We start from the raw sequence: 17,094 nt of genomic DNA, 5'->3' as shown, positions 1-17,094 counted from the left end.
GACGTTGGCCGCTTGACCTGCAAGGGGTTTTTTGACCATGCTCTGTGAAGGTCACCTCATTGAAGAGGCGACGGCGCGCACGGGAGGCGGCGGATGTTCTTGGAGCGTATCGAAATTGTAGGTTTTCGCGGCATTAACCGGCTGTCGCTGATGCTGGACGACAACACGCTGTTGCTCGGCGAAAACGCCTGGGGTAAATCCAGCCTGCTGGATGCGCTGACGCTGCTGCTGGCGCCGGAGCAGAAACTGTATCGGTTTGAAGCGCACGACTTCCATTTCCCTCCCGGTGAGGAGGCGGCCAAAGAGCGCCACCTGCAGGTGGTGTTCACCTTCTGCGAAAAAGACATCGGCCATGCGCACCTGCCGCGCTATCGCCACCTGACGCCGCTGTGGGTCAAGGGCGAAGATGGCCTGAGCCGCATTCATTACCGCTGCGAGGGCGAGCTGGCCGACGACGGCACGGTGTGCACCTGGCGTGGTTTTCTCGACGCCGACGGCAACGCCTTTCAACTGCACCATATCGAACAACTGGCCCACGCCATTATCCGCATCCATCCGGTATTGCGCCTGCGCGACGCGCGCTTTATTCGTCGCCTGCGCCCCAGCAGCCTCGGCGATGAACGCAAACCCGATACCCAGGCGCTGGCGCAGCAGTTGGATCAGCTGACGCGCGAGCTGGTGCGCAATCCGCAGAAGTTGACCAACGGTGAGCTGCGTCAGGGGCTGGCGGCGATGCAGCAGCTGCTGGAGCACTATTTCGCTGAGCAGAGTTCACAGGTGACGCGGCCGCGCCGCCGCGGCGGTGAACCGGAGCAGGACGCCTGGCGCGCGCTGGACGGCATCAACCGCATGGTGGCCGAGCCGAACAGCCGCAGCATGCGCCTGATCCTGCTGGGGATGTTTTCCACCCTGCTGCAGGCCAAGGGTGACGTCAAGCTGGATCCCCATGCCCGGCCGCTGCTGCTGGTGGAGGACCCGGAAACTCGCCTGCATCCGATCATGCTGTCGGTGGCCTGGGGGCTGCTCAATCAGCTGCCGTTGCAGCGTATCACCACCACCAACTCCAGCGAACTGGTGTCGCTGGTGCCGGTGGAGCACGTCTGCCGGCTGGTGCGCGAGTCGGGGCGGGTTGCGACCTACCGTCTCGGGCCGCGCGGGCTGAGCGCCGAAGACGGGCGGCGCATCGCGTTTCACATCCGTTTCAACCGGCCGTCGTCGCTGTTTGCCCGCTGCTGGCTGCTGGTGGAAGGCGAGACCGAAGTGTGGCTGCTGAACGAGCTGGCGCGCCAGTGCGGCTACCATTTCGAGGCGGAAGGGGTGAGGGTCATCGAATTCGCCCAGTGCGGTCTGAAGCCGCTGCTGCGCTTCGCCCGCCGTATGGGTATCGAGTGGCATGCGCTGGTGGACGGCGACGAGGCGGGCAAAAAGTACGCCAATACCGTGCGCAGCCTGCTGGACAATCATGAAGACAACGAGCGCGATCGGCTGACCGCGCTGCCGGCGCCGGACATGGAGCACTTCATGTTCCGCGAAGGGTTTGGCCCGGTCTATCACCGAATGGCGTCGGTGCCGCTCAACGCGCAGATGCCGGTGCGCAAGGTGATCCTGAAAGCGGTTCACCACTCGTCGAAGCCGGATCTGGCGATTGAGGTCGCGATGCAGGCCGGCGAATGGGGCACGGACTCGGTGCCGCCGCTGCTGAAGAAAATGTTCTCACGGGTAATCTGGCTGGCGCGCGGCCGGGCGGACTGACGGCCCGCCGGGCGTTATCGGGCGCAGAAATGCGCCGCCAATCGCTGTTCCAGTTCGTCCAGCAACTGATAGCGGCGGCGATACTCGGCGCGCTTCTTGCTGGCAATCTCTTCGATCGGCTTGCGGGCGATGCGCTCGGGCAGCAGGAAATAGCCGCTGTCGAGCGGTTTGGCGCCCATCGACAGCCAGAACTGATCGTAATCGGCGTGCAGTTGGTCCTTCTTCTTACTCTGGTAACGCCAGTTTTGATAGATATGGGTGGCGTTGCCGACGGCTACGATCCGGCGGATGCCGAGATGCCGAGCCAGCGTGCAAACGCCTTCCAGCACCAGACGTTTAGGGAACAGACCGTGACACTCCTTGGTGGTGTGCTGGATCTCGGCGTGCGGCACCTCATGGTTCGCGCCCTGCAGGCCGCCGATGAACAGCGTCGGCTGCTGCTGATAATGCATCAGCGCAAAGGTGATTTCCGCCAGCATCACGCCGTTGGCGTTGCGCAGCAGCAGCGTGGCTTCCCCTTCCTTATTCAGTTTGTCGATCGCCGCCAGTTCCAGCGAGATCGGCGCTTCGTTTTTGCCCATCGCGCGGGCCAGCACGAAAGGCTGTGGGCCGAGGTGGCCGAGACGCATCTTCAGCGGCATGCGTTGCACGATGAGATCGTAATGATCGCGCAGGGCGAACAAGCATTCGATCTTGCTCATGTTGGCCGCCAGGTAGGGGCGATGCAGCTTGCACGGCAGGTTCGGCTGCGCGTTCAGGATCTCTTCCAGCAGCGGGTTGCTGGCCAGGGTGCTGAGCAGGCCGCTGGTGGTGCGCCAGTTGAGCAGCGAACGGCCGAGAAACTTCAGGCGAAACGAGGTTTTTTTCCAGGCGTTGCTTGGCGCCTTTTCGCCATTGATCAGCGCCGTCATCAGTTGCCAGCCGTTAAGCGGCCGGGGGGAGGCGAGTGGGTAGCTGAGCTGTGACATGATGAAATCCTTGGCTGTGTTGAATGGCGGTATTTCATCAAGGTTTCACTAAACGGGAGTTCAATGCTGAACTGTAACCAGGCGTGTCTCCACATTGTGTTGAGCTAAGGTTTAGTTATTCCCTACGTTGCATGCTAATTTAGCTCCGCCGCCGCAATGGGCGGTGGATATTCACAAGCACAGGCAGGTCCATTTTGACAGGGTTTAAAGAACATAAACGCCGCTGGATACTCGTTCTGGCGGTGATTGCGGCGCTTGCCGCGGCGGCCGTTTGGCACTTTCGCCATCCGGCGCCAACCGATTTCAAAACGGTGAAGGTCACCCAGCGCGATCTGCAGCAGAACGTGTTGGCGACCGGCCAGCTGGACGCGGTGCGCAAGGTTGACGTCGGCGCGCAGGTCAGCGGACAGTTGGAAAAACTGTATGTCGAGATCGGCGACAAGGTGAAAAAAGGCCAGTTGCTGGGGGTTATCGATCCGCAACAGGCGCAGAACAGCATCCGCGAAGGCGAGGCGACGCTGCGCGAGCTGCATGCGCAACTGTTGCAGGCGCAGGCGGAACAGCAGCTGGCGGCGGTCACGCTGCAGCGCAACCAGGCGCTGGCCAGGCTGCAGGCGGTGTCGCGTCAGGATTTGGATCAGGCGGCGACGCAGCTGGCGGTGAAGAAGGCGCAGGTGGGCACCATCAATGCGCAGATCGCGCGGAATCAGGCCAGCCTGGACACTGCCAAGATCAACCTGGCCTACACCCGCATCGAAGCGCCGATGGATGGCGACGTGGTGCAGATCACCACGCTGCAGGGCCAGACGGTGATCGCGGCGCAGCAGGCGCCGAACATTCTGACGTTGGCGGATCTCGGCACCATGCTGGTGAAGGCGCAGGTCTCGGAGGCCGACGTCATTAACCTCAAGCCGGGTCAGAAGGCCTGGTTCACGGTGCTGGGCGATCCGACCCGGCGCTTCGACGGCGTGCTGAAAGACATCCAGCCGACGCCGGAAAAGGTCAACAACGCCATCTTCTATTACGCGCGTTTCGAAGTGCCCAACCCGGAAAGGTTGCTGCGCTTGCAAATGACGGCGCAGGTGCACATTCAGCTGGCCGGCGTTCAGCAGGCGCTGGTGATCCCGCTGGCGGCGCTGGGCGATCAGATCGCCGACAATCGCTACCACGTCTCGGTGTTGAAACAGGGCAAGGAAGAGAAGCGCGAGGTGGCCATCGGCCTGCGCAATAATATCGACGTGCAGATCCTCCGCGGGCTTGAGGCGGGCGATGAGGTGATCGTCAGCCGCGGCGGCGTGGAGGCCGGCTGATGGCGGCGCTGTTGCAGCTGAACGGCATTCGCCGCAGCTACCGTTCCGGCGAGCAGACGGTGGAGGTGCTGAAGGGGATCAGCCTGAGCATCGACGCCGGTGAAATGGTGGCGATCATGGGGGCCTCCGGCTCCGGCAAATCGACGCTGATGAACATTCTCGGCTGCTTGGACAAGCCGAGCGCCGGCGTGTATCGGGTAGCCGGGCAAGATGTGGCGACGCTGAGCGACGATGCGCTGGCGCAGCTGCGGCGCGAGCATTTCGGCTTTATCTTTCAACGCTATCATCTGCTGCCGCACCTGAGCGCGGCGCACAACGTCGAGGTGCCGGCGGTGTATGCCGGGCTGGGCAAAGCGGCGCGGCGCGAACGGGCGGAAGCGCTGTTGCGCCGTCTGGGGCTGGGGGAGCGAGTCAACTATCGGCCGAGCCAGCTTTCCGGCGGCCAGCAGCAGCGCGTCAGTATCGCCCGCGCGTTGATGAACGGCGGGCAGGTGATCCTGGCGGATGAGCCGACCGGCGCGCTCGACAGCCATTCCGGCGAAGAGGTGATGGCGATCCTTAAACAGTTGTGCGCCCAGGGGCACACGGTGATCCTGGTGACTCACGATCCGGCGGTGGCGCGCCAGGCTGAACGGATCATCGAAATCCGCGACGGCGAGATTATCGCCGACTCGCGGCCGGCACCGCAGGAGAATGCGCAGGCCAAGCCGCTGGCGCTGGCCGCCGCGGCGCCTTCCTGGCGGCAGATGGGCGGCCGTTTCCGCGAGGCGCTGATCATGGCCTGGCGTGCGATGGCGGCCAACAAGATGCGCACCGCGCTGACCATGCTCGGCATCATTATCGGCATCGCCTCGGTGGTGTCGATCCTGGTGATCGGCGACGCCGCCAAGCAGATGGTGCTGGCGGACATCAAATCCATCGGCACCAATACTGTCGATATCTATCCCGGCAAGGATTTCGGCGACGACGATCCGACCTACCGGCAATCGTTGAAATACGGCGATCTCGATGCGCTGCGCGAACAGTCTTACATCAGTGCGCTGTCGCCGAGCATCAGCAGCAGCATGCGGCTGCGCTTGGGCAACGTTGATGCGGCGGCCAACGTCAACGGCGTCAGCGAGCAGTTCTTCCGCGTGTACGGCATGAGCTTTACCCAGGGCGTCGGCATCGATCCGATGCAGGTACAGTCGCAGGCGCAGACGGTGGTGATTGACGCCAATACCCAACGGCGGCTGTTCCCGCACCAGAAGAACGTGGTGGGGGAAGTGATCCTGGTGGGCAACATGCCGGCGACGGTGGTCGGCGTGGCCAAGGAGAAGCAGTCGATGTTCGGCAGCAGCAAGACGCTGAACGTGTGGGTGCCGTACAGCACCATGGCCAACCGGCTGATGGGCAACAGCTATTTCGATTCGATCACCGTGCGCATCCGCGACGGTTACGACAGCAAGGAAGCGGAGCAGCAACTGTCGCGCCTGTTGACGCTGCGCCACGGCAAGAAGGACTTTTTCACCTATAACATGGACAGCCTGGTGCAAACCGCGGAGAAAACCACCCGCACGCTGCAGCTGTTCCTGACGCTGGTGGCGGTGATTTCGCTGGTGGTCGGCGGCATCGGCGTGATGAACATCATGCTGGTGTCGGTGACCGAGCGCACGCGCGAGATCGGCATCCGCATGGCGGTGGGTGCTCGTTCCGGCGACGTGTTGCAGCAGTTCTTGATCGAGGCGGTGTTGGTCTGCCTGGTGGGGGGCGCGCTGGGGATTACGCTGTCGTTCGCCATCGGCCTGGCGGTGCAGTTGGTATTGCCAGGCTGGCAGATCAGCTTCCCGCCGGCGGCGTTGCTGAGCGCGTTCCTCTGTTCCACCGGTATCGGCGTGGTGTTCGGCTATCTGCCGGCGCGCAATGCCGCGCGGCTGAATCCGATCGATGCGCTGGCGCGCGAGTAAGTAAAAGGCATAAAAAATGCCAGTCACACGGCGGCTGGCATTTTTATCGCAGTCAGGGTCAATGCAGCGCGACGCTGCTGGAGGCGTTCAGGACAGCGCCTCGCTTTCCACCGGCACAATCAGACTGGCATGGTTCCCTTTTGGCCCTTGATGCACGTCGAAGCTGACCTGCTGGCCTGCCTTCAACGTTCTGTAACCATCCATCTTGATGGTGGAATAATGCGCGAAAATATCTTCGCCACCGCCGGCTGGGCAGATGAAGCCAAAGCCTTTGGCGTTGTTAAACCATTTAACAGTACCCGTCTCCATGCTTTTACATCCCTCGCAACGCTATTTTAAGTGAGATGAATAACTGAATTCGCACCCGCCGTGGGCGGGTAGCAGGGTGGACAAGGGGTGGTTAAAAGACCACCAGCCACGAATTTACACTCTAGAGCAAATGATCGGGGCGTCAAGGGATCGGCTTTTGTCGGCGGGGAGCAGTTCACCAAAGTTTGAAGCAGGTAACGCTATTGCCACGATTCAGTCACAATTGGCCCGTTTTTTTGCGCACGTTACAGTGCGGCGGGACGATGGCGAAGATGATAAAATAGTAACTATCCCCACTTTGAATAACCGAAACCTGTCCCCATATCAGAGGGCAGAGCAGAGAAGATGAGCAGCGATGGGCAATAACAACGACTGGCTAAACTTTGAACACTTGGCCGAAGAAAAACAAATCGATGCGGTAAAACCGCCGTCTATGTATAAAGTTATACTTAACAACGACGATTACACACCGATGGAATTTGTGATTGACGTTCTGCAAAAGTTCTTTTCTTATGATATTGAACGCGCAACGCAACTGATGCTCACGGTCCACTATCAAGGCAAGGCGATCTGTGGTGTTTTCACCGCCGAGGTGGCGGAAACCAAAGTCGTCCATGTGAACCGGTACGCAAGGGAGAACGAGCATCCGTTGCTTTGTACGCTGGAAAAAGCCTGAATAAGGCAATCTATTGGGGAGGTGCTTATGCTCAATCAAGAACTGGAACTCAGTCTCAACATGGCTTTCGCCAGGGCGCGTGAGCACAGACACGAGTTTATGACCGTGGAGCACCTGTTGCTGGCGTTGCTGAGCAACCCTGCCGCGCGAGAAGCGCTCGAGGCATGTACGGTGGATCTGGCCGCGTTGCGCCAGGAGCTGGAAGCCTTCATCGAACAAACCACACCGACGCTGCCCGCCGGCGAAGAAGAGCGCGACACTCAGCCGACGCTCAGCTTCCAGCGCGTGTTGCAGCGCGCGGTCTTCCATGTGCAATCTTCCGGCCGCAGCGAAGTGTCCGGCGCCAACGTGTTGGTGGCCATCTTCAGCGAGCAGGAGTCGCAGGCGGCCTATCTGCTGCGCAAGCACGACGTCAGCCGTCTCGACGTGGTGAACTTCATTTCACATGGCACGCGTAAAGACGAGCCGGGCCAAGCGCCGAATGCGGAAAACCCGGTGAACGAAGAGCAGTCCGGAGGGGAAGACCGTATGGAAAACTTCACCACCAACCTCAATCAGTTGGCCCGTGTGGGCGGCATCGATCCGTTGATCGGCCGCGATCGTGAGCTGGAGCGCGCGATTCAGGTGCTGTGCCGCCGTCGTAAAAACAACCCGCTGCTGGTCGGCGAATCCGGCGTGGGCAAGACCGCCATTGCCGAAGGCCTGGCCTGGCGTATCGTGCAGGGCGACGTGCCGGAAGTGATGGCGGACTGCACGCTGTATTCGCTGGATATCGGTTCACTGCTGGCCGGCACCAAATACCGCGGCGACTTCGAGAAGCGCTTCAAGGCGCTGCTCAAGCAGCTGGAACAGGATCAGAACAGCATCCTGTTCATCGATGAAATTCACACCATCATCGGCGCCGGTGCGGCTTCCGGTGGGCAAGTGGATGCCGCCAACCTGATCAAACCGCTGCTGTCGAGCGGCAAGATCCGGGTGATCGGCTCGACCACCTACCAGGAGTTCAGCAACATCTTCGAAAAGGATCGCGCTTTGGCGCGCCGCTTCCAGAAGATCGATATCACCGAACCGACGGCGGAAGAGACCGTTCAGATCATCAACGGCCTGAAGGCCAAGTATGAAGCGCACCACGACGTGCGTTATACCGCCAAAGCGATCCGCGCCGCGGTGGAGCTGTCGGTGAAATACATCAACGATCGTCATCTGCCGGACAAGGCGATCGACGTGATCGACGAGGCGGGCGCCCGCAGCCGGTTGATGCCGGCCAGCAAGCGCAAGAAAACCGTCAACGTGGCCGATATCGAATCCGTGGTGGCGCGCATTGCGCGCATCCCGGAGAAAACCGTGTCGGCCAGCGATCGCGACGTGCTGAGAAATCTGGGCGATCGCTTGAAGATGCTGGTATTCGGCCAGGATCAGGCGATCGAGGCGCTGACCGAAGCGATCAAGATGAGCCGCGCCGGTCTGGGCCACGAGCGCAAGCCGGTCGGTTCCTTCCTGTTCGCCGGACCGACCGGGGTCGGCAAAACCGAGGTCACCGTACAGTTGGCCAAGGCGATGGATATCGAGCTGCTGCGTTTCGACATGTCCGAGTACATGGAGCGGCATACCGTCAGCCGCCTGATCGGCGCGCCTCCGGGCTACGTCGGTTACGATCAGGGCGGGCTGCTGACCGATGCGGTGATCAAGCATCCGCATGCGGTGGTGCTGCTCGATGAGATCGAGAAGGCGCACCCGGACGTGTTCAACCTGCTGCTGCAGGTGATGGACAACGGCACGCTGACCGACAACAACGGCCGCAAGGCGGATTTCCGCAATGTGATCCTGGTGATGACCACCAACGCTGGGGTGCGGGAAACCGAACGCAAGTCGATCGGTCTGGTGCAGCAGGACAACAGCACCGACGCGATGGAAGAGATCAAGAAGGTGTTTACGCCAGAGTTCCGCAACCGTCTGGACAACATCATCTGGTTCAACCATCTGTCTACCGAGGTGATCCAGCAGGTGGTCGACAAGTTTATCGTCGAACTGCAGGCGCAGCTGGATGCGAAGGGCGTCTCGCTGGAAGTGAGCGACGAAGCGCGCGATTGGCTGTCGGTGAAGGGTTACGACCGTGCGATGGGTGCTCGCCCGATGGCGCGCGTCATGCAGGAGAACCTGAAGAAACCGCTGGCCAACGAGTTGCTGTTCGGCTCACTGGTGGACGGCGGTTCCGTGAAGGTCGAGCTGGACAAGGACAAGAAACAGCTGACCTACCACTTCCTCAGCGCCGCCAAGCGCAAAGCGGACGAGGGCGCGGTGCACTAAGGCTGCCTTCAGGCAAAGAAAAAGCGATGCTTCGGCATCGCTTTTTTATGGGTGAGATTCACCGTACAACAGAAACGAGTGAGCCCTCTCAGTTTACCTGCGCACCTGCAACCCGTTGTGTAACGTCGCTGCGGGGGTAAACGGAAAGGGCTCCCGAGGGATATTACATCCTCGATGCCGCCAGCGTGTGGCGCGCGGTGAGCCGATTAACGGCTACGGAAGACAATGCGGCCTTTGCTCAGGTCGTACGGGGTCAGCTCTACAGTGACTTTGTCGCCCGTCAGGATGCGGATATAGTTTTTACGCATTTTACCGGAGATGTGTGCGGTTACCACGTGCCCGTTTTCCAATTCAACGCGGAACATGGTGTTCGGCAGCGTATCAAGAACGGTGCCCTGCATTTCAATATTGTCTTCTTTGGCCATCGAATCCTCTAGGTCTAACTACCTTAGTTTTTAACCGGCAAGATAATGCCGAAAAACCCCCATTATGTAAAGATGTGTCGGTGAACATTGCACCGTTTCCACCAATTAGTTTGCTGGGCAGGGCGGTTCAACCGTCTGTGGGGATATGACTTGCGGCGCCCAGCACGCCGGTGCCAAAGGCCGCCGTTGAAGGGTGCTGAGCTGCTGCAAAAATTGACGGCGCGGAATTTCACGCGCGCCAAGGCGGGCAGTGTGAGCGTTCAGCACCTGGCAGTCAATCAATTCCCCGCCATAAGCGGCAAAATGGCGGCAAAAGGCCATCAATGCGCATTTTGAGGCGTTGGTGACGCGGCTGAACATCGATTCGCCGCAGAATAACGCGCCTTGCGCCACGCCGTACATGCCGCCGACCAGTTGATCATCCTGCCATACCTCCACCGAGTGCGCGTAGCCGAGGCGATGAAGATGTTGATAGGCGCGCTGTACCTCCGGGCCGATCCAGGTGCCTTCATCCGGCCGGTGGGCGCAGGCGGCGATCACTGAGGCGAAGTCGTGATTAAGCGTGATGCGAAACGGATCGTGGCGCAGAAAGCGTTTCAGGCTGCGGTTGAGATGAAACTCGGCCGGGAACAGCACCGCACGCGGATCGGGTGACCACCACAGAATCGCTTCCCCCGGCGAGTACCAGGGGAAGATGCCGCGCTCGTAGGCCGCCAGCAGCCGTGGCGCCGTCAGGTCGCCGCCGATCGCCAGCAGGCCGTTGGGATCGCGCAGGGCGCCCTCAGGCGAGGGAAACGCCAGCGACTGAGGGGAAAGCTTAACGATGCGCATACAGGGTTTCTGCGTCCTCTACGGGCCGATTACGGCGCCAGGTTGCTGATACGGTTGCGAAAGCGGGCATAGCGGCCCTGCTGGCGCATTAGGGCGGCATGATCGCCCTGTTCGACAATTTGGCCGTCATCCATTACGCAAATGCGATCGAGATGCTCCAGGCCGTACAGGCGGTGCGTCACCAGGATCAGCGTCTTGCCCTGACAATGCCGGCGCAGCAGCGCCAGGATCTGCTGCTCGGTCTCGGCGTCCAGCCCTTCGGTCGGTTCGTCAAGCAACAGCAGCGGGGCAGGGTGCAGCAGCGCGCGGGCGATGCCCAGCCGGCGCTGTTCACCGCCGGACAGCTGCCGGCCGCCTTCGCCCAGCCAGGCGTTCAGCCCGCCGTCGCTGTCCAGCAATTTGCCGAGCCCCACCTGCTGCAACACCTCGCTCAGGCGAGCGTCGCCGGCATCCGGTGCGGCCAGCCGCAGGTTTTCCCGCAGCGTATCGCTGAAGATATGCACTCGCTGGCTGACGACCGTGGTCATTCGACGTAGCGTGGTTTCATCATAATCTTCCAGCGGTTCGCCGTTGAGCAGAATTTTTCCGCCGTCGGTGCGCCAGGCGCGGGTCAGCAGCTGCAGCAGGGTGGACTTGCCGCAGCCGGTGCGGCCGAGCAAGGCGATGTGTTCGCCGGCTGCCACCTCGAGCGTGACGTCGCGCAGCACCGGCTGCGGCTGATCGGGGTAGGTGAAACTCAACTGCCGCAGGCTAAGCTGAGCCCGGTCGGCGGCGGCCGGGCCGACGGCCGGGAAGGAGACTTCCGGTTGGCGATCGATGATCTGTTTGACCCGCGTGGCGGAGGCGATCACCTGGCCGAGGTGCTGGAAGGCGCCGGCCACCGGCATCAGCGCTTCGAACGACGCCAGCGCGGCGAAGACAAACAGCGCGATCAGCGCGCCGGGTTGGGTATCGCCGCCGATGCCGGCGGCGGTCAGCCACAGCAGCAGCGTCACCGTCAGCCCACTGGCGAGGATCATCAGCGCCTGCGCCTTGCCGCTCAGCGAGGCCTGCTGCCACTGGCGGCGTTGCCACAGCTGCTCAGTGGCGGTCAGCGTCTGGCGGAAGTCGTTGACGGCGCCGAACACCACCAGCTCCGCCTGCCCCTGCAGCCAGGCGGTCAGGTCGGTGCGGTATTGGCCGCGCAGGGCGGTGAGTTGCCCGCCGATCGGTTTGCCGGCGCGATAGAACACCGGCGGCACCAGCAGCAACAGCAGCAACAGTATGCCGCCCAGCGTCAGGGCGAGCGCAGGATCCAGCCAGCTCAGGCCGTAGGTGACCACCAGGATCACCACCGCCGCGCTGATCAGCGGCGAGATCACCCGCAGATAAAGGTGATCCAGCGTGTCCACGTCCGCCACCAGGCGATTGAGCAGGTCGGCCTGGCGGAAACGGGCGATGCCGCCCGGCGTCAGCGGCAGGATCTTGCTGAAGGTGAACACCCGCAGGTGCGACAGCACGCGGAAGGTGGCGTCGTGGCTGACCACACGCTCGGCGTAGCGCCCGGCGGTGCGGAAGATCGCCGCGCCGCGCACGCCGGCGGCCGGCAACATATAGTTGAAGGTCAGCAGGCCCGCCAATCCGGCCAGCGAAGAGGCGGCCAGGAACCAGCCGGAGAGCGCCAGCAGGCCGATGCTGGCCAGCAGGGTGACGATCGCCAAAAGGATGCCCAGGCTAATCAGCAGGCTATGGCGGCGATACAACGCCAAAAACGGTAGCAAAACGCGCATGATTAAAGCTCCCCGCGGCGATGGGCGATCAGAGTGGCGAACAGGCCCGGCTGGGCGCTGAGGGTGGCATAATCGCCCTGCTGCACGATGCGCCCGTTATCCATCACCCAAATCTGATCGTAGTCTTCAGTGTCTTCCAACTGGTGCGTCACCAGCAGGGTGGTTTGCTGATGCGAAGCGGCATTCAACGCCTGCATCACCCGTTGTTCGCTATGGGCATCGAGGCTGGCGGCCGGTTCATCCAGCAGCAGCAGGCGGCGCGGGCCGATCAGCGCCCGGGCGACCGCCACGCGCTGCGCCTGGCCGACCGACAGGCGGGCGGCGTTGTCGCCCACTTCGGTGTCGAGCCCCTGCGGCAGATACGGTAACAGTTCGCTGACGTAGGCGTGTTCCACCGCCTGCTGCAGCTGCGCTTCGTCGGCCTGCGGGCAGCCCAACAGGATATTGGCGCGCAAGGTTTGCGCCGGCAGGTGCGGGTTCTGCCCGACCCAGCTGAGCTGTTGACGCCAGTTTTCTGCGGACAGTTCTCGCAGCTCGACGCCGTTGACGGTCAACGACCCACGGTAGGGCAGGAAGCCGAGCAGCAGATTGAGCAGCGAGCTTTTACCGGCGCCGCTCAGCCCGACCAGCGCCACGCGCTGCCGCGGCTGCAGAGTGAAATTGAGCGGCCCGGCCAGCAGCACGCCGTTCGGCGACAGGATTTCCAACTCGTTCGCCTGTAGCGTCAGCGGCTGATCGGCGGGCAGCTGCCGCGTGCCGTTGCCCATCTGCTCGCCTTCGGCGCTGAGGAAGGTTTCCAGCGCTTCCGCCGCGCCGACCGCCTGCGCCTTGGCATGATAGAAGGTGCCGAGATCGCGCAGCGGTTGGAAGAACTCCGGCGCCAGAATCAGCACCAGAAAACCGGAAAACAGCGTTACGCCGAGGCCATAGCTGCCGAAGTTGAGTTCGCCGAGGTAAGAAAAGCCGAAATACACCGCCACTACGGCGATGGAGATCGACGCGAAGAACTCCAGCACGCCGGAGGAGAGGAAGGCCATGCGCAGCACTTCCATGGTGCGGCTGCGGAAGTCTTCGGAGGATTTGGCGATCTGCGCGGTTTCGGCCTGCGCGCGGTCGAACAGCCGCAGGGTGTCCAGGCCGCGCAGGCGGTCGAGGAAGTTACCGCTCAATCGCGCCAGTGCCACGAAGTTGCGGCGGTTGGCGTCGGCGGCCCCCATACCGACCAGCGCCATGAACAGCGGGATCAGCGGCGCGGTCGCCAACAGAATCAAACCGGCGGCCCAATTGATCGGGAAAACGGCGATCAGGATCAGCAGCGGGATGAAGACCGCCAGATACATCTGCGGCAGATAGCGCGAGTAATAGTCCTGCATATCCTCGATCTGCTCGACGATGATGCTGGCCCAACTGCCCGCCGGTTTGCCCTGGATCCAGGCCGGGCCGAGCTGCTGCAGCTTATCCAGCACCTGCTGGCGCATGCGCTGACGGATCACCTGGCCACACAGGAAACCGACCCGCTCCCGCAGCCAGCTCAATAGCGCCCGCAATGCGAACGCGGCGGCCAGCCAGATAAACGAAGGGAGCAGCTGTTCGCGTGGGGTATGTTCGATGATCAGGGCGTGCAGCAGGCTGGCCAGCAGCCACGCCTGCGCCACGATCAGCAGGCCGCTGAACAGCCCCAACAGCATGGAAAGGCGCAGCCAACGCTGCGCCAACGAACTCTGGGTTTTAAGCCAACGGGTTAACTGTTGCTGTCTGGTTTTTTTCATCAGATATGCGTCTGCGTCGCCGGTGCCCGTTTGTTACAGGCTGGGTTAACGTACTGTTAAATAATAGTGTTTGGCGCAATCGGCGACAAACAAGCGAGGCCCCATGTTACCTCGTCACCCGGCAGACTGAAAATAATAAAGCGGCCAAATGTGGCTATAACAGACGCGTTACCGACTATTTGACTTCCTCACTCGCGGCCTCGGCCTCCAGAGCGGCGCGCACCGACGCTCGCTCCGCGATCCGCGCCACATAATGCTGGAGCGGCGGCCACTCGCTCAGCGAAATCTCGAAGCGCGCCATCCAGCGCAACACGGTAAACAGATAAGCGTCTGCGACGCTGAAATGCGTTCCCAGCAGATAAGTTTGTGATGCCAAAGCTTGCGCGATATAACCCAATCGCCGCCTCAACTTGTCGCGCAGCAATGTCTTGGCGCCGTCGGGCAGGGCGTCATTGAATAAAGGGGCGGCGCCGGCATGGATCTCGCTGGTGATGAAATTAAGCCATTCCTGCAGCCGTACTCGCTCAAAGGCCGTCGGTAGCGGCGCCAGCCGGCACTCTGGGCGCAGGTCGGCGAGGTATTGAACGATGGCGGGGCCTTCGGTGATCACATTGCCATTGTCCAGCAGCAGGGCGGCGACATAACCTTTGGGGTTGATGCAATAGAAATCCTCACCGTCGGCGCAGCGCTTGCTGCGATTGTTCACCCTGATCAGGGTGAAGGGGAGCGCTAATTCGCGCAGGACGATATGTGGTGCAAGCGAGCAGGCATCGGGAGCAAAATACAGCTTCATGCTATTTCCTTGTGGGTCAATGAGAACGCTTGCCACAGCATGCCGACGCGGGCACCGGCGGGAAAATGGAAATTTCAGAAAGCCGCTATTAGCTCAGCGACTGGCCAGAGCTTGCTCCTGTTCTCGCAGGTAACTCAGCAGGGTTTGGACGGGGGGCCGGGCCGCCGCATCGGATGAGCACGCGAGGCCGAAACGGCGATAAATCGGCGCAACGAGCGGCAGAGCGCAAACCCCGAGCGCGTCGGGCGGGATCACGGACGCGGGCATCAGCGCAACGCCCGTGCCCTCCCTGACCAGCGTCAACGCCGTTTGCCAATCGCTGACGGTGGCACGGATATCGGCCAGCGCCAAACCTGACTGCTGCGCTAATCGTTGCGCATTCACATCACACCCGCCGGTCGCCAGGATAAAAGGCAGCCGGAACAGGGCATCCAGCGCCACCGGCCGCCGCGCTCGCGCCAGCGAGTGCGCGCTGGGCACGACCGCCAGCCAGGCATCCTCTCCCAAAGGGAAGCACAGCCGCTCCGGCGCCGGATTGAGCACTACGCCGATGTCTGCCGTTGCCGATGTTAACCAGCTCTCCACTTCGTGGTCGGTGCCCTCGAGCGTAATCAACTCAATGTTGGGGTACAGACGGCGAAATTTGCGCAGCAGCGGCGGCAACAGCTTGCTGAATGCCGACGGGAAACTGGCCAGGCGTATTTTGCCCGCGTGCGCGTTGCCGGCTTGTTGCGCGCACTGCTGAATGGCTCGCAGTGCTTCCAACATCGTGCGGGCATGGGCGACGATCTGTAGGCCGCTTTGGGTCAAGACGACATTGTGCGGTTGGCGAACCAAAAGCCGGGTGCTCAGCATTGTCTCCAGTTGAGCGATGGCCTGGCTGGCGGCAGACTGCGTCATACCGCAGAGCGCGGCAGCCTGAGTGATGGTGCCGCTGTCGGCGACGGCAACCAGCAGGCGCCAGTGAAGAAGATTATGCATCGGCGTGCATCCTCTTGAGGAGCGAAGACAAAAAAAGCGGCCCGAGAGCCGCTTTTTGCTGATGACGAGAAAGTCTCAGCAGACTTCTGCGCCGGCGATGCCGTCCAGGTAACGTTCTGCGTCCAGCGCCGCCATACAGCCGGTGCCGGCGGAAGTGATCGCCTGGCGGTAGACGTGATCCATTACGTCGCCTGCGGCGAAGACGCCGGGGATAGTGGTTTGGGTCGCATTGCCGTGAATGCCGGACTGTACCTTGATGTAGCCGTTTTCCAGCTCTAGCTGGCCGCCGAAGATGCCGGTGTTCGGGCTGTGGCCGATAGCGATGAACACGCCGGCCAGTTCCAGTTCACGGGTTTCGTTTTCCGCTTTGGTGCTGCGGATGCGCACGCCGGTCACGCCCATTTCATCGCCCAGCACTTCGTCCAGCGTATGGTCGGTGTGCAGCACGATGTTGCCGCTTTTCACTTTTTCCATCAGCCGGTCGATCAGAATCTTCTCCGAGCGGAAGCTGTCGCGACGGTGGATCAGGTGAACCTCGGCGGCGATGTTGGACAGGTACAGCGCTTCTTCAACGGCGGTGTTGCCGCCGCCGACCACCGCGACTTTCTGGTTGCGGTAGAAGAAACCGTCGCAGGTCGCGCAGGCGGAAACGCCTTTGCCCTTGAAGGCGTCTTCGGAAGGCAGGCCAAGGTAGCGGGCGGAGGCGCCGGTCGCGATGATCAGCGCGTCGCAGCTGTATTCGCCACTGTCGCCGAACAGGCGGAACGGACGCTGCTGCAGATCGACGCTGTTGATATGATCGAAGACAATTTCAGTCTGGAACTTCTCCGCGTGCTCGCGCATGCGCTCCATCAGCGCCGGGCCGGTCAGGCCTTCGGCGTCGCCCGGCCAGTTTTCCACTTCGGTGGTGGTGGTCAGCTGGCCGCCTTGCTCCAGACCGGTGATCAGCACCGGATTCAGGTTGGCGCGCGCCGCGTAGACGGCGGCGGTGTAACCGGCCGGGCCGGAGCCCAGAATCAGTAATTTGCTATGTTTAGCCGTGCCCATGAATAACCTCTTTATTCCACAATGGCGGACAATGAAGCCGATTGTAGGGAAAATGGCGCAGTAAAAAAAGCGCCGGGCGACGTTGTTAACGATTTGTATGATAGTTGTCGCCTATTAATGCACCCGCTGTCGGCAAATCGTACGCCGAACGCAGAAATTTACCTTATCAAAGCCGCATTCGGCCGCTGAATCGCCAACCGCGCAAAAACGG

At 61.7% G+C, this 17,094-nt stretch carries 14 protein-coding genes; 5 read left to right on the top strand and 9 right to left on the bottom strand.

Going from position 1 to position 17,094, the window contains the following annotated elements:
• The first annotated feature begins 93 nt into the window (after window positions 1-93).
• Complete coding sequence (locus ACJ8IJ_RS07890) at window positions 94-1,752, top strand: ATP-dependent endonuclease (protein WP_004928362.1); 1,659 nt, start codon at window positions 94-96, stop codon at window positions 1,750-1,752.
• A gap of 14 nt (window positions 1,753-1,766) precedes the next feature.
• Here ACJ8IJ_RS07890 and ACJ8IJ_RS07885 read toward each other — a convergent pair whose 3' ends face one another.
• Window positions 1,767-2,720, bottom strand: coding sequence for a VirK/YbjX family protein (locus ACJ8IJ_RS07885; RefSeq protein ID WP_442518508.1), 954 nt, complete (start codon window positions 2,718-2,720; stop codon window positions 1,767-1,769).
• A gap of 194 nt (window positions 2,721-2,914) precedes the next feature.
• Between ACJ8IJ_RS07885 and macA the strand changes: the two genes are divergently transcribed.
• Together macA and macB are read left to right on the top strand one after the other, a co-directional pair.
• Complete coding sequence (macA, locus tag ACJ8IJ_RS07880) at window positions 2,915-4,030, top strand: macrolide transporter subunit MacA (protein WP_442518507.1); 1,116 nt, start codon at window positions 2,915-2,917, stop codon at window positions 4,028-4,030.
• Complete coding sequence (gene macB / locus ACJ8IJ_RS07875; protein ID WP_442518506.1) at window positions 4,030-5,976, top strand: macrolide ABC transporter ATP-binding protein/permease MacB; 1,947 nt, start codon at window positions 4,030-4,032, stop codon at window positions 5,974-5,976. The genes macA and macB overlap by 1 nt, the downstream gene beginning before the upstream one ends.
• An 87-nt stretch (window positions 5,977-6,063) precedes the next feature.
• Here macB and cspD read toward each other — a convergent pair whose 3' ends face one another.
• Window positions 6,064-6,285, bottom strand: a complete 222-nt coding sequence (cspD, locus tag ACJ8IJ_RS07870) for a cold shock-like protein CspD (protein ID WP_004928349.1) — start codon at window positions 6,283-6,285, stop codon at window positions 6,064-6,066.
• Between the two features lie 355 nt (window positions 6,286-6,640).
• Between cspD and clpS the strand changes: the two genes are divergently transcribed.
• Both clpS and clpA read left to right on the top strand, forming a co-directional pair.
• Window positions 6,641-6,961, top strand: a complete 321-nt coding sequence (gene clpS / locus ACJ8IJ_RS07865) for an ATP-dependent Clp protease adapter ClpS (RefSeq protein ID WP_004928347.1) — start codon at window positions 6,641-6,643, stop codon at window positions 6,959-6,961.
• A 27-nt stretch (window positions 6,962-6,988) separates the two neighbouring features.
• Window positions 6,989-9,268, top strand: coding sequence for an ATP-dependent Clp protease ATP-binding subunit ClpA (clpA, locus tag ACJ8IJ_RS07860; RefSeq protein ID WP_004928343.1), 2,280 nt, complete (start codon window positions 6,989-6,991; stop codon window positions 9,266-9,268).
• 206 nt (window positions 9,269-9,474) lie between these two features.
• On the opposite strand, the gene infA is transcribed toward clpA, so the two are convergent.
• The 7 genes from infA to trxB all read right to left on the bottom strand — a co-directional run bounded on the left by infA (window position 9,475) and on the right by trxB (window position 16,883).
• On the bottom strand, window positions 9,475-9,693 hold the full coding sequence (gene infA, locus ACJ8IJ_RS07855; RefSeq protein ID WP_002211347.1) for a translation initiation factor IF-1: 219 nt from the start codon (window positions 9,691-9,693) through the stop codon (window positions 9,475-9,477).
• Window positions 9,694-9,798: 105 nt separating this feature from the next.
• A complete protein-coding gene (gene aat, locus ACJ8IJ_RS07850; protein ID WP_286094019.1) occupies window positions 9,799-10,524 on the bottom strand; it encodes a leucyl/phenylalanyl-tRNA--protein transferase in 726 nt (241 codons plus the stop codon).
• A gap of 29 nt (window positions 10,525-10,553) precedes the next feature.
• On the bottom strand, window positions 10,554-12,293 hold the full coding sequence (gene cydC, locus ACJ8IJ_RS07845) for a heme ABC transporter ATP-binding protein/permease CydC (RefSeq protein WP_049187474.1): 1,740 nt from the start codon (window positions 12,291-12,293) through the stop codon (window positions 10,554-10,556).
• Window positions 12,294-12,295: 2 nt separating this feature from the next.
• A complete protein-coding gene (gene cydD, locus ACJ8IJ_RS07840; RefSeq protein WP_131164424.1) occupies window positions 12,296-14,062 on the bottom strand; it encodes a heme ABC transporter permease/ATP-binding protein CydD in 1,767 nt (588 codons plus the stop codon).
• A gap of 175 nt (window positions 14,063-14,237) precedes the next feature.
• The gene (gene gstA, locus ACJ8IJ_RS07835) at window positions 14,238-14,855 is read right to left on the bottom strand and encodes a glutathione transferase GstA (protein WP_131164423.1); all 618 of its coding nucleotides are present in this window, start codon (window positions 14,853-14,855) and stop codon (window positions 14,238-14,240) included.
• A gap of 93 nt (window positions 14,856-14,948) precedes the next feature.
• Entirely contained in the window at window positions 14,949-15,836 is an 888-nt protein-coding gene (locus ACJ8IJ_RS07830; protein ID WP_369324474.1) for a LysR family transcriptional regulator, read from the bottom strand.
• A gap of 75 nt (window positions 15,837-15,911) precedes the next feature.
• Window positions 15,912-16,883, bottom strand: coding sequence for a thioredoxin-disulfide reductase (gene trxB, locus ACJ8IJ_RS07825; protein WP_004928321.1), 972 nt, complete (start codon window positions 16,881-16,883; stop codon window positions 15,912-15,914).
• Window positions 16,884-17,094: the final 211 nt, after the last annotated feature.

Source organism: Serratia sp. CY40230 (genome assembly GCF_052168835.1).
GTDB classification, from domain to species: Bacteria; Pseudomonadota; Gammaproteobacteria; order Enterobacterales; family Enterobacteriaceae; genus Serratia; species Serratia nematodiphila.
The sequence above is the reverse complement of the archived record's forward strand: the minus strand, read 5'-3'. Positions and strand labels throughout refer to the sequence as shown.

What these genes read in the sequence shown, in the direction of transcription:
- trxB (WP_004928321.1), bottom strand. Translation starts at nt 16,883, where the DNA reads ATGGGCACGGCTAAACATAGCAAATTACTGATTCTGGGCTCCGGCCCG.
- clpA (WP_004928343.1), top strand. Translation starts at nt 6,989, where the DNA reads ATGCTCAATCAAGAACTGGAACTCAGTCTCAACATGGCTTTCGCCAGG.
- cydD (WP_131164424.1), bottom strand. Translation starts at nt 14,062, where the DNA reads ATGAAAAAAACCAGACAGCAACAGTTAACCCGTTGGCTTAAAACCCAG.
- ACJ8IJ_RS07890 (WP_004928362.1), top strand. Translation starts at nt 94, where the DNA reads ATGTTCTTGGAGCGTATCGAAATTGTAGGTTTTCGCGGCATTAACCGG.
- cspD (WP_004928349.1), bottom strand. Translation starts at nt 6,285, where the DNA reads ATGGAGACGGGTACTGTTAAATGGTTTAACAACGCCAAAGGCTTTGGC.
- clpS (WP_004928347.1), top strand. Translation starts at nt 6,641, where the DNA reads ATGGGCAATAACAACGACTGGCTAAACTTTGAACACTTGGCCGAAGAA.
- macB (WP_442518506.1), top strand. Translation starts at nt 4,030, where the DNA reads ATGGCGGCGCTGTTGCAGCTGAACGGCATTCGCCGCAGCTACCGTTCC.
- aat (WP_286094019.1), bottom strand. Translation starts at nt 10,524, where the DNA reads ATGCGCATCGTTAAGCTTTCCCCTCAGTCGCTGGCGTTTCCCTCGCCT.
- cydC (WP_049187474.1), bottom strand. Translation starts at nt 12,293, where the DNA reads ATGCGCGTTTTGCTACCGTTTTTGGCGTTGTATCGCCGCCATAGCCTG.
- ACJ8IJ_RS07885 (WP_442518508.1), bottom strand. Translation starts at nt 2,720, where the DNA reads ATGTCACAGCTCAGCTACCCACTCGCCTCCCCCCGGCCGCTTAACGGC.
- infA (WP_002211347.1), bottom strand. Translation starts at nt 9,693, where the DNA reads ATGGCCAAAGAAGACAATATTGAAATGCAGGGCACCGTTCTTGATACG.
- gstA (WP_131164423.1), bottom strand. Translation starts at nt 14,855, where the DNA reads ATGAAGCTGTATTTTGCTCCCGATGCCTGCTCGCTTGCACCACATATC.
- ACJ8IJ_RS07830 (WP_369324474.1), bottom strand. Translation starts at nt 15,836, where the DNA reads ATGCATAATCTTCTTCACTGGCGCCTGCTGGTTGCCGTCGCCGACAGC.